Origin of the sequence: Pseudomonas sp. 14P_8.1_Bac3, from assembly GCF_025466085.1 — a bacterium.
GTDB lineage: Bacteria > Pseudomonadota > Gammaproteobacteria > Pseudomonadales > Pseudomonadaceae > Aquipseudomonas.
Map to the genome: position 1 here is coordinate 95,640 of NZ_JANLOD010000069.1, position 11,472 is coordinate 107,111.

Here is an 11,472-nt window from a genome sequence, read left to right on the forward strand (position 1 = left end):
ATCGCCCTCGCTTAAATTTCAGCAGCCAGTTTGTTTACCAGCTCCGCGTGCGCGTTTTGATCGATTGTGGCACCCAGGATCTTCTCGGCGCCGCCGACGGCCAGTGCACCCAGTTGGGCACGCAGCGCATCTTTGACACTGTTTAGTTCCTGCTCGATCTCGGCCTGAGCCTGAACCTTCACACGGTCAGCGTCGATACGGGCTTTTTCAACAGCCTCTTCAACGATCTGGTTACCGCGTTTCTTGGCTTGCTCAATGATTTCAGCTGCCTGAGCCTTAGCTTCGCGCAGTTGTTGACCCGCTTTATCTTGGGCCAACTCCAGGTCGCGAGCTGCTCGGGCGGCAGCGTCCAGTCCATCCGCGATCTTCTTCTGACGTTCGTGCAAAGCCGCGATGACCGGAGGCCACACGAACTTCATGCAAAACAGTACAAAAATGAAGAACGCAACGGACTGGCCAATCAGGGTTGCATTAATGTTCACGCCAACACCTCGCTCGTTCGTTGCACATCAAACCAATCACTCGAAGGTTCGAGTGATTAGCCAGCGAGTTGACCAACGAATGGGTTCGCGAAGGTGAAGAACAGAGCGATACCAACACCGATCATGGTTACGGCGTCGAGCAGACCGGCAACGATGAACATTTTAACTTGCAGCATTGGAACCATTTCTGGCTGACGCGCTGCGCCTTCCAGGAACTTGCCGCCCAGCAGGCCGAAACCAATTGCGGTACCCAGTGCGCCCAGGCCGATCAACAGTGCAACAGCGATAGCGGTTAGACCAACTACAGTTTCCATCTTTCCTCCCGACTTTTACGTCGTATGGTTTAGGTTTTTTAGATTTTAAAGCGGTAAAACAAATCGTTTCATAGCCCTGTTCGGGCACCCACCCGTTTGACTGGGTGGGACATCAGACTAGTCGAGACTGGTCTTAATGGTTCTCTTCGTGCGCCATCGACAGGTAAACGATGGTCAGCATCATGAAGATAAACGCCTGCAGGGTGATGATCAGGATGTGGAACACAGCCCACGCCCACTGCAGAACTACGCCCAGGCCGCTAAGCCAGAGCAGACCGCTGCCGAACATCACAGCAATCAGAATGAAGACCAGTTCGCCGGCATACATGTTGCCGAACAGACGCAGTGCCAGGGAGATAGGCTTGGCAACCAGCGTCACGAACTCCAGCAGGAAGTTCACCGGAATCAGCAGGGCCTGAACGAAGATGTTCTTGCTGCCGAACGGGTGCAGGGTCAGTTCGCCGATGAAGCCGCCGATACCCTTGACCTTGATGCTGTAGAAAATGATCAACGCGAACACCGACAGGGCCATGCCCAGGGTAGCGTTCGGGTCAGTGGTCGATACGGCACGGAATGGAATGTGCGCATCGCCGGTGATCAGGATGGCCAGCTGAGGAATCCAGTCGACCGGGATCAGGTCGACGGCGTTCATCAGGAAGACCCAGACGAAGATGGTCAGTGCCAGCGGTGCAATCACCGGGCTACGGCCATGGAAGCTGTCTTTCACGCTGCCATCGACGAATTCGACCAATACTTCAACGAAGTTTTGCAAAGCACCAGGCTGACCGGAAGTCGCTTTCTTTGCCGCCATGCGGAAAAGAAGAACGAAGATCAGACCCAAAGCGACCGACCAGCCGAGGGTATCGACGTGGAAAGCCCAGAAGCCCATTTCCTTGGCTTCTGCTGCGGTGTGGGCAAAACCCCACCCGCCGGTTGGGTGCTGACCGAAGGTCAGGTTCTGCAAGTGGTGCTGGATATAGCCCGAAGCGGTTGTTTCTGCCATGGTTGCCTCAAACGCCCTAAGGTCTCGAAAGTCTTGTTCTCATCAGCAGGGGCGCGAACCAGCTGACCAGTTGGGTCAACACGAAGACGCCAAATACAGCTAGCGGCGCCAATGGCTTCACACCTGCGAACGTCAATGCAAAGAGCACTGCCGTCAAAATCAGTTTGCCCGCCTCACCGGCATAAAAAGACCGGACGATGGCTTGGGCTGCTCGGGCGCCGGAAAACCGAAATGCCCTGTGAGCGAAATAAACATTGGGCAGCAAGGCTATCAGGCCTCCGCAAAGTCCTGAGTACCCGGTAACGACTCCTCGCCATTGCCAGAGCGCCAAAGCGGCGATCAGCAAAACTGCGAACTGAGCCATCAACACCGGAAAAACTGCCAGGCGATGGAACGGCAAGCGGTTTGGCGTGCGGCTTTCCATCACTATTGCTCTCCAATGGTCGGCTGCCAGAATTCAATAACTTGGCATAATTTGTGCCGACAAAATGCGCGCAGAGTATAGGGGCGGTTCTGCCCCTATTCAACTGTCAGGTAGTGATTTCCGACTGCACGCTACATGAGGAAATGTTTCAGCGAATGTGTGCGAGCACACCCTGAAGCTCATCGAGAGAGTTGTAACCGATGACCAACTGCCCCTTCCCCTTCTTTCCGTGTCGGATCTGCACCGCAGAGCCTAGGCGCTCGGCCAGGCGCTGCTCGAGTCGGGCGATATCAGGGTCGGGCTTTACCGGTTCAGCAGGCTCCTGTTTACCACTCAGCCACTGGCGAACCAGTGCCTCGGTTTGGCGCACAGTCAGCCCCCGTGCGACAACATGTCGCGCCCCTTCAACCTGTTGATTTTCCGGCAAACCGAGCAAAGCACGCGCATGACCCATTTCCAGGTCACCGTGGGACAGCATGGTTTTGATGACTTCCGGCAACGCAATCAAACGTAGCAGGTTGGCTACGGTCACGCGGGACTTGCCCACGGCTTCGGCCACTTGTTGCTGAGTAAGCTGGAATTCCTGCTGCAAACGCTGCAGGGCCACCGCTTCCTCGATGGGATTGAGGTCTTCGCGCTGGATGTTCTCGATCAGCGCCATGGCGATCGCGGTTTCATCCGGCACATCGCGAACCATCGCCGGGATGGTTTCCTGGCCGGCCTGCTGGCTGGCGCGCCAGCGGCGTTCACCGGCGATGATCTCGAAGCGGCCACCGCCGATCGGACGAACCACGATCGGCTGCATCACGCCCTGGGCCTTGATCGACTGCGCCAGTTCTTCCAGCGCTTGCACGTCCATGTCCCGACGCGGCTGGTATTTGCCGCGCTGGATCAGGTCCAGGGGCAAATGCTGCAGCTCCCGCTGATCGGCCTGTACCGCTTGTTCTTCCAGCGAGCTGACAGTCGGACCGCTCAGCAGTGCATCCAGTCCACGTCCGAGACCTCGTTTCTTGACGGCCATGGGGATTCCTTAAGTTGGCTGAGCAGCGGCAGTGCGTGAGTTTTTGCGTTGACGGCGAACCATCTCGCCCGCCAGTGCCAGGTAGGCGATGGCGCCCCGTGATGTCTTGTCATACGCCAGCGCCGGCATGCCATAGCTTGGCGCTTCGGCCAAGCGGATGTTGCGCGGAATGACGGTGTCGTACAGCTGCTCGCCGAAGTGCTCTTTGAGCTGCGCCGAGACGTCGTTCATCAGGCTCAGGCGCGGGTCGTACATGGTTCGCAACAGGCCTTCGACTTTCAGCTCCGGGTTCAGCAGTTCAGCGATTCGCTTGATGTTATCCACAAGGTCGCTCAAACCTTCGAGTGCAAAATATTCGCACTGCATGGGGATAATCACCCCGTCAGCGGCGACCAGAGCATTCAAGGTCAGCATCGACAGCGACGGCGGGCAGTCGATCAAGATGTAATCGTAGTTTTCGCGAATGGGCGCCAATGCGCTGCGCAGGCGGCTTTCCTTCATCTGCATTTCCAGCAGCACCACTTCAGCCGCGGTCAAGTCGCGGTTGGCCGGCAACAGTTGGTAACCACCGTGCTCCGAGTAGTGCATGGCCTGGGCCAGATCGCATTCGCCGATCAGCAGGTCGTAGACCGAGTTTTCCAGGCCGTGTTTATCCACACCGCTACCCATGGTGGCGTTGCCCTGTGGATCGAGATCGATCAACAGCACCCGGCGCTTGGTAGCGACCAGGGAAGCTGCGAGGTTGATGCAGGTGGTGGTTTTACCCACACCACCTTTCTGGTTCGCAATCGCGAATACCTTAGCCATTCTTGCTTGTGTTCCCAATCATGCCGTGCGGCGCAGTATCAGCAGATGGCGTTGGCCTTGGCAACCAGGTACGGCCAGGGCGTGTTCGCTATCGAGGTGGAAGTCTGCCGGCAATGCTACCAGCTCATCGGCCGGATGAACGCCCTTCATTGCCAGCCAGCGTGTATCGGCGTCGCCGAGGTGGCGCGTCCAGTTGCTGAAGTTTTCCATGCTGCTGAACGCCCGGGAAATGATCCCGTTGAACGGCTGCGCAGGCTGGAAAGCTTCGACGCGGCTGTGGATAACTTGCAGGTTATCCAGTTTGAGTTCGAGTTTGACCTGGGTCAGAAAGCGGGTTTTCTTGCCGTTGCTGTCCAGGCAGGTCACTTGCGACGCCGGAAACAGGATCGCCAACGGAATGCCCGGCATGCCGCCGCCACTGCCAACGTCGAGCCAGCGGCCGTTTTCGACAAACGACATCACACTCAAACTATCGAGCAGGTGCCGTGAAACCATTTCGTCCGGATCGCGTACGGCGGTCAGGTTGTAAGCCTTGTTCCATTTGATCAACAGCGCCAGATACCCCAGCAGCTGCGCATGCTGGGCCTCTGTCAGTGTGACACCGAGCTGGCGAGCACCTGTGGATAACTCTTCGGCGTGTTGCGAGGTGACCAACGAACTCAAGCGCTTTGCTCCAACTGACGGCCCGCGCCGCGTTTTTTCAAATGAATCATCAACAGCGAAATAGCTGCCGGTGTAACGCCCGGAATGCGTGACGCCTGGCCCAACGTCTCTGGACGGGTCGCACCGAGCTTGCTCTGGATCTCTTTCGAGAGACCGGAAATGTTCGTGTAATCGATATCCACAGGCAGTTTTGTATCTTCGCTGGCCCGCAGGCGTGCGATTTCATCTTGCTGGCGGTCGATGTAACCGGCGTACTTGGTCTTGATCTCGACCTGCTCGGCGACCTGTGGATCTTCTGCGCCCCCACCCGTCACGGCGATCAGACCAGCGTAGTCGACTTCCGGACGGCTCAGCAGGTTGAGCAAGTTGTATTCGTGGGTCAGCGGAGTGCCGAATTTTTCGGAAATCGCATCGCCCTGCTCCGTGCCTGGGCGAACCCAGGTGCTTTTCAGGCGTTGTTCTTCCAGCTCAATGCTCTCGCGCTTGGTGCAGAAGGCCGCCCAGCGCGCGTCATCGACCAGACCCAGCTCGCGACCTTTTTCGGTCAGGCGCAGATCGGCGTTGTCTTCGCGCAGGATGAGGCGGTACTCGGCACGGGAGGTGAACATCCGGTACGGCTCTTGGGTTCCGAGGGTGATCAGGTCATCGACCAATACACCGATGTACGCCTCATCGCGGCGTGGGCACCAGGCGTCTTTGCCCTGTGCGCGCAAAGCGGCGTTGGCCCCGGCCAGCAAACCCTGGGCGCCGGCTTCTTCGTAACCGGTGGTGCCGTTGATTTGTCCGGCGAAGAACAGGCCGCCGATGACTTTGGTTTCGAGACTGTATTTCAGGTCACGCGGATCGAAATAGTCGTACTCGATGGCGTAGCCCGGGCGAACAATGTGCGCGTTTTCCATGCCACGGATCGATTGCACAATCTGGAGTTGCACATCGAATGGCAGCGAGGTGGAGATCCCGTTCGGATACAACTCGTGCGTCGTCAGGCCTTCTGGCTCAATGAAAACCTGATGGCTGTCCTTGTCGGCAAAGCGGTGGATCTTGTCTTCGATCGATGGGCAATAACGCGGCCCGATGCCTTCGATCAGCCCGGCATCGGAATACATCGGCGAACGATCGAGGTTCGCGGCAATGATTTCGTGGGTCCGGGCGTTGGTATGGGTAATCCAGCAGCTTACCTGTTTCGGGTGCTGCTCCTTGGAGCCCATAAACGACATCACCGGGATCGGCGTATCCCCGGCTTGCTCGGTCATGACCGAGAAATCGACAGAACGACCATCGATACGCGGTGGCGTACCGGTTTTCAAACGACCGACACGCAGCGGCAATTCACGCAGACGGTGGGCCAGGGCGATCGAAGGCGGATCACCGGCGCGGCCGCCGGAATAATTCTGCATGCCGATGTGGATAAGTCCGCCCAGGAAGGTGCCGGTGGTCAATACCACCGAGTCCGCGAAGAAACGCAGGCCCATTTGGGTGACGACACCGCGCACTTGTTCCTGCTCGACGATCAGATCGTCGGCGGCCTGTTGAAATATCCACAGGTTCGCCTGGTTTTCCAGGGCTTCGCGGACAGCGGCTTTGTAGAGAACCCGATCAGCCTGAGCGCGGGTCGCACGCACGGCGGGGCCTTTACGGCTGTTCAGAACGCGGAACTGGATGCCGCCTTTATCGGTAGCCATGGCCATCGCGCCGCCGAGGGCATCGATTTCCTTGACCAGATGACTTTTGCCGATCCCGCCAATTGCAGGGTTGCAGCTCATGGCGCCGAGGGTTTCCACGTTATGCGTCAGCAACAGGGTTTTTGCCCCCATACGTGCTGACGCCAGTGCTGCCTCGGTACCGGCATGACCGCCGCCGATGACGATCACTTCAAAACGGGAAGGGAAATCCACCACGCACCTCGTGCCTGCTTAAGTAGGTAATTCAGGAATAGTTTGGCCCCGGGTTTCTGGACCAGGTCGGCAAGTATAGGGACTTCGCCCTTCCTAAAGAACCCTTTGCACAAAATTTAACCAGCTGTGGAGAACTCGAGGTTATAGAAATTAAAAAGAGAGAAATTTATTAAATCTTTGTTTTTATGTTTATTTCTACTGAGCAAGATTTCTGTGGATAGATTGATACAGCCCTTTATTTTCAATGTGTACAGCGTTCCAAAACCCTGTGTCCATGTGCCAATGAGGCCCTTGGATAACCGGTGTAAGCCTGTGGATGAATGAGGTTGTTATCCACAGCGGCGGTTATCTTCAGTTTTCAGCCCCTGTTATCAACTGCCCTTAGTGGCAGTTATTCACAGGGCTTAATCCACAGAAAAGTGTCTCTCAACCTGAATCTCGGACACAGACATCCCGCCAGCGTTACCAGAATGGCGCCAAGTCTTTAAAAGAGCGCTATGCCGCGCAGATTTGCGAGACCAAGGACTATCGGTTTGGTGAACGATCGTTATCGTCGGCGCGACCACATCCAGTTACCGCCGTCTCGGCGAGAGCCGACGCCTTATGGGAAGCTGGATGCCGGCGATATAGCGCAGTGGACGCCGTAACTGGTTATCAGATCGACCGCAACTGGAGCGTCGACCTGAACGCGAAACCTGTTCGATAAGAAAATACGTTTCGGGGTGTAACGAAGGGGGCAGTGCTATTGGGTTAAACACGAACCCTGCTTGGCTCGGTTTCGCACAACGGGTGCTAATAACGCTGCGGATTGTGGATAAATTACCCACAACCCGCAGATTTCAATCGCAGGACCGACGTCCTATTTCCCGATACAGAAGCTGGAAAAGATTCTTCCCAGCAGATCATCCGAACTGAATGCGCCAGTGATTTCCCCCAACGATTGCTGCGCCTGTCGCAAATCTTCTGCCAACAGTTCGCCCGCGCCTGCCAGGGTCAACTGCGCGCGACCATGCTCGAGCGACGCACTGGCGTGGCGCAATGCCTCGAGGTGCCGCCGGCGAGCGCTGAAGCTGCTTTCCGAGGTCTGTTCGTAGCCCATGCACGCCTTGAGATGATCGCGCAGCAGTTCCAGACCCTCTCCGGCCGATTTGGCGCTCAAGCTAAGGGTGACATGGCCATCCGTGCTGACTTCCAGAGCGATCGCTTCACCCGTCAGGTCCGCTTTGTTGCGGATCAAGGTGACTTTGGCCGGATCGGGGCGCACCTCAAGAAACTCCGGCCACAATGCAAACGGATCGAGCGCTTCAGGGGCGGTTGCGTCGACCACCAGCAACACTCGATCGGCCTCGCCAATGGCTTTCAACGCCCGTTCAACACCAATCTTCTCCACCTGGTCATCGGTGTCCCGCAGACCCGCGGTGTCGACCACGTGCAACGGCATGCCATCGATGTGGATATGTTCGCGAAGAATGTCTCGGGTCGTGCCGGCGATTTCGGTCACGATCGCTGCCTCGCGACCGGCGAGCGCATTCAACAGGCTGGATTTACCGGCGTTAGGGCGACCGGCGATTACCACGGTCATACCGTCTCTCAATAAAGCACCCTGCCCGGCTTCACGCAGGACTGTGGATAACTCTTCGCGCACTTTATCGAGCATGCTCAGCACGTGGCCATCGGCAAGAAAGTCGATTTCTTCTTCCGGAAAGTCGATGGCCGCTTCAACATAGATCCGCAGGCCGATCAGCTGCTCGGTAAGGTTATGCACACGTTCAGAAAAGGCGCCTTGCAAGGATCGCAGCGCATTGCGCGCTGCCTGTGCAGAACTGGCCTCGATCAAATCGGCAATGGCTTCAGCTTGAGCCAGGTCGAGCTTGTCATTGAGGAATGCCCGTTCGCTGAATTCTCCCGGCCGGGCCAGGCGACATCCCAATTCCAGGCAACGCTTGAGCAACATATCCAGCACGACCGGGCCACCGTGCCCCTGTAGTTCCAGGACATCTTCACCGGTAAATGAATTCGGGCCCGGGAAATACAAAGCGATGCCTTGGTCGAGGACTTCCCCGTTCAAACCGAAAAACGGACCGTAATGGGCAAAACGCGGCTTGAGCTCACGACCGCTGAATGCCTTGGCCGCTGCAGCTGCCAGCGGCCCGGAAATACGGACGATGCCCACACCGCCACGACCTTGAGCGGTGGCGACGGCGGCGATGGTTTCACGAGGAGCGCTCATAAACCGATATCCAGACAAAAGTGACAGATAGCAAAACGCCCCACTAGGGGGCGTTTTGAGTGGTTATCCACAGTGTAAATCAGGCAGCTGCCTTGGTAGCCGCTTCGATCTTACGTGTGATGTACCACTGTTGGGCGATCGACAGGCAGTTGTTCACTACCCAGTACAGGACCAGACCCGCCGGGAACCACAGGAAGAAGAAGGTGAAGATGATTGGCATCAGCTTCATCACCTTGGCCTGCATCGGGTCCGGAGGTGTCGGGTTCAACTGCTGCTGAATGAACATGGTTGCACCCATGATGATCGGCAGAATGAAGAACGGATCCTTGATCGACAGGTCGGTGATCCACAGCATGAACGGCGCCTGGCGCATTTCAACGCTTTCCAGCAGAACCCAGTACAACGAAAGGAATACCGGCATCTGCACGAGGATTGGCAAGCAACCACCCAGCGGATTGATCTTTTCTTTCTTGTACAGCTCCATCATGGCTTGCGACATTTTCTGCCGGTCATCGCCATGTTGCTCTTTCAGGGCAGCCAGTTTCGGTGCCACTGCGCGCATACGGGCCATGGATTTGTAGCTGGCAGCCGACAGCGGGAAGAAAATCCCCTTGATCAGCATGGTCAGGAAGATGATCGACCAACCCCAGTTACCGACCAGCGCGTGGATGTGTTGCAACAGCCAGAAGATTGGCTGGGCAATGAACCACAGAATGCCGTAGTCGACAGTCAGTTCCAGGCCTGGGGACAACTCTTTCAGCACGGCCTGGCTTTTCGGGCCGGCGTACAGAACAGCGCTGGTCTCGGCTTTCGCACCCGGGGCAACAGTGATTGCCGGGGCGGTGTAGCCGATGATGTAGTTGCCTTTGCTGTCTTTACGGGTCTGGACGACGTTGTTTTCGCCCTTCGCCGGAATCCATGCCGTCACGAAGTAGTGCTGCAGCCAGGCAACCCAACCACCGTTGACGGTTTCTTTCAGCTGAGCCTTGTCCATGTCTTTCATCGACACTTTCTTGTACGGCTCGTTACTTGTCCACAGGGCGGCGCCCAGGTAAGTCGCGGTGCCGGTGGCAGTGCTGGAAGAAGGATCGGAGCTGGCGTCACGCTTGAGCTGCGCGAACATTGCGCCGGACCAGGGCTTGGCGCTTTCATTGTCGATCAGGTAAGAAACGGTTACGTCATACAGGCCACGTTTCACGGTGAAACGCTTGATGTAGTTGACGCCGTCTTTACTGAACTTCAGGTCAACGACCAATTGGTCCTGACCGTCAGCCAGTTGATAGATCTTCTTCTCCGAGGAGTAAACCGGACGACCGGCAGGACTTGCGTCCGGGCCATCGGCGCCGATCAGACCGCTCTGGGCCAGATACGTCCGCTCGTTGCCGTTATCGAACAACTGGAATGGAATTTCCGGATGGTCTTGGCGACGTGGATACAGCGGCAGCGTCAATTGGGCAACATCGCCACCTTGTGGATCGATTGCCAGGTTGAGCACATCCGTTTTGATCTGGATGAGGTCTTTGCTTACAGCTACTGGCGTTTCAGCAGGTGCAGTGGCACTGGTATCGCTTGCGGCGCGTGGAATGTCGTCACTGACAGAAGCATTATTGCCAGTCGCCGTATCCGGTAGGCCCGGTGCGGTAGTACTGGAAGCAACATTCTGAGTCGGCAGGGCAGCCTGGCCATAGTCCTGGTTCCATTTAAGAACCATAACGTAGGACACGATTGCCAGGGCGACGATCAGGATCGTGCGTTTGATATCCATGATTACTCGGCCATCGAAGAAGAACGGGAGGTAGGGATAGGTGGAACCGGGTCATAACCACCGGGATTCCACGGATGACAGCGACCTAAACGACGAAAGGTCAGCCAGCCACCGCGCAGAAGGCCATGATTTTCTATGGCTTCTAACGCGTAGCAGGAACAACTGGGGTAGAAACGACAGTGACTGGCCATCAGGGGACTAATGGCATAGCGGTAAAACTGGATCGGAACGAGTGCCAGTTTACGCATCGGGACTGTCTACCCCTACAGTTTCGGTTTTGACTGCTGGTACTGGCGTGCTGCGTGCCAGACGCTTCCAGAGCTTGCCGAAATGCTGAATCAATTCGGGGTTTTCTACGTCACCCAAACCTTTGCGCGCGACGATAACAATGTCCCAGCCGACCAGCGAATCCTGGTTCAGACGGAACGATTCGCGCATCAGACGTTTGAGGCGATTGCGCTCGACGGAGAGCTTTACGCTCTTTTTCCCGATAACCAGCCCGAGACGGGGGTGATCAAGATCGTTGTTGCGCGCAAGGAGCAGGAGATTTTTCCCCGGAACCTTGCCGGTAGGGGAGTCAAAGACCGCCTTGAAATGCCGGGGAGTAAGCAGACGCTTTTCCCGACTGAAGTCCTGACTCACCTCCAGTGCCGGATTATCAAACTGCCAGACGCGCACGACCTTTGGCGCGACGACGCGACAGGACGGCACGACCGTTCTTGGTAGCCATGCGAGCACGGAAACCGTGGGTACGAGCGCGTTTGATAGTGCTTGGTTGGAAAGTACGTTTCATTGTCGTGTTACCTGGTTCGTCCACAACGGGCCGGAATGGCCCCCGTTTTAAGAGACCGGGGATTCTAGAGAAAGC

At 56.8% G+C, this 11,472-nt stretch carries 13 protein-coding genes; all 13 read right to left on the reverse strand.

The features are described from left to right. Positions 1–11: 11 nt before the first annotated feature. The 13 genes from NTD84_RS24415 to rpmH all read right to left on the reverse strand — a co-directional run bounded on the left by NTD84_RS24415 (position 12) and on the right by rpmH (position 11,397). On the reverse strand, positions 12–482 hold the full coding sequence (locus NTD84_RS24415; protein WP_008027535.1) for a F0F1 ATP synthase subunit B: 471 nt from the start codon (positions 480–482) through the stop codon (positions 12–14). A gap of 56 nt (positions 483–538) precedes the next feature. Further along, positions 539–796 (reverse strand): F0F1 ATP synthase subunit C, encoded by a 258-nt coding sequence (gene atpE, locus NTD84_RS24420; protein WP_002555987.1) that lies wholly within the window; start codon positions 794–796, stop codon positions 539–541. 133 nt (positions 797–929) lie between these two features. Beyond that, positions 930–1,799 carry a F0F1 ATP synthase subunit A gene (gene atpB, locus NTD84_RS24425; protein WP_084317593.1) on the reverse strand — a complete coding sequence of 290 codons (870 nt, stop codon included), beginning with the start codon at positions 1,797–1,799 and terminating at the stop codon, positions 930–932. Between the two features lie 16 nt (positions 1,800–1,815). Next, complete coding sequence (locus NTD84_RS24430; protein ID WP_262170944.1) at positions 1,816–2,223, reverse strand: F0F1 ATP synthase subunit I; 408 nt, start codon at positions 2,221–2,223, stop codon at positions 1,816–1,818. A gap of 148 nt (positions 2,224–2,371) precedes the next feature. Continuing rightward, positions 2,372–3,244, reverse strand: a complete 873-nt coding sequence (locus NTD84_RS24435) for a ParB/RepB/Spo0J family partition protein (RefSeq protein WP_262170946.1) — start codon at positions 3,242–3,244, stop codon at positions 2,372–2,374. Between the two features lie 9 nt (positions 3,245–3,253). Next, on the reverse strand, positions 3,254–4,051 hold the full coding sequence (locus NTD84_RS24440; RefSeq protein WP_262170948.1) for a ParA family protein: 798 nt from the start codon (positions 4,049–4,051) through the stop codon (positions 3,254–3,256). Positions 4,052–4,069: 18 nt separating this feature from the next. Continuing rightward, positions 4,070–4,714, reverse strand: coding sequence for a 16S rRNA (guanine(527)-N(7))-methyltransferase RsmG (gene rsmG / locus NTD84_RS24445; RefSeq protein ID WP_262170950.1), 645 nt, complete (start codon positions 4,712–4,714; stop codon positions 4,070–4,072). Then, entirely contained in the window at positions 4,711–6,609 is a 1,899-nt protein-coding gene (mnmG, locus tag NTD84_RS24450; protein ID WP_262170952.1) for a tRNA uridine-5-carboxymethylaminomethyl(34) synthesis enzyme MnmG, read from the reverse strand. The genes rsmG and mnmG overlap by 4 nt, the downstream gene beginning before the upstream one ends. Positions 6,610–7,468: 859 nt before the next feature. After that, positions 7,469–8,839, reverse strand: a complete 1,371-nt coding sequence (gene mnmE / locus NTD84_RS24455) for a tRNA uridine-5-carboxymethylaminomethyl(34) synthesis GTPase MnmE (RefSeq protein WP_262170954.1) — start codon at positions 8,837–8,839, stop codon at positions 7,469–7,471. Between the two features lie 79 nt (positions 8,840–8,918). Then, positions 8,919–10,604 (reverse strand): membrane protein insertase YidC, encoded by a 1,686-nt coding sequence (gene yidC, locus NTD84_RS24460; RefSeq protein WP_262170956.1) that lies wholly within the window; start codon positions 10,602–10,604, stop codon positions 8,919–8,921. A 2-nt stretch (positions 10,605–10,606) separates the two neighbouring features. Beyond that, positions 10,607–10,852: a membrane protein insertion efficiency factor YidD gene (yidD, locus tag NTD84_RS24465; RefSeq protein WP_010207715.1), complete on the reverse strand. Its 246-nt coding sequence runs from the start codon at positions 10,850–10,852 to the stop codon at positions 10,607–10,609. Further along, entirely contained in the window at positions 10,845–11,246 is a 402-nt protein-coding gene (rnpA, locus tag NTD84_RS24470; protein ID WP_028620331.1) for a ribonuclease P protein component, read from the reverse strand. The genes yidD and rnpA overlap by 8 nt, the downstream gene beginning before the upstream one ends. Before the next feature lie 16 nt (positions 11,247–11,262). Beyond that, positions 11,263–11,397, reverse strand: coding sequence for a 50S ribosomal protein L34 (rpmH, locus tag NTD84_RS24475; protein ID WP_003213577.1), 135 nt, complete (start codon positions 11,395–11,397; stop codon positions 11,263–11,265). Positions 11,398–11,472: the final 75 nt, after the last annotated feature.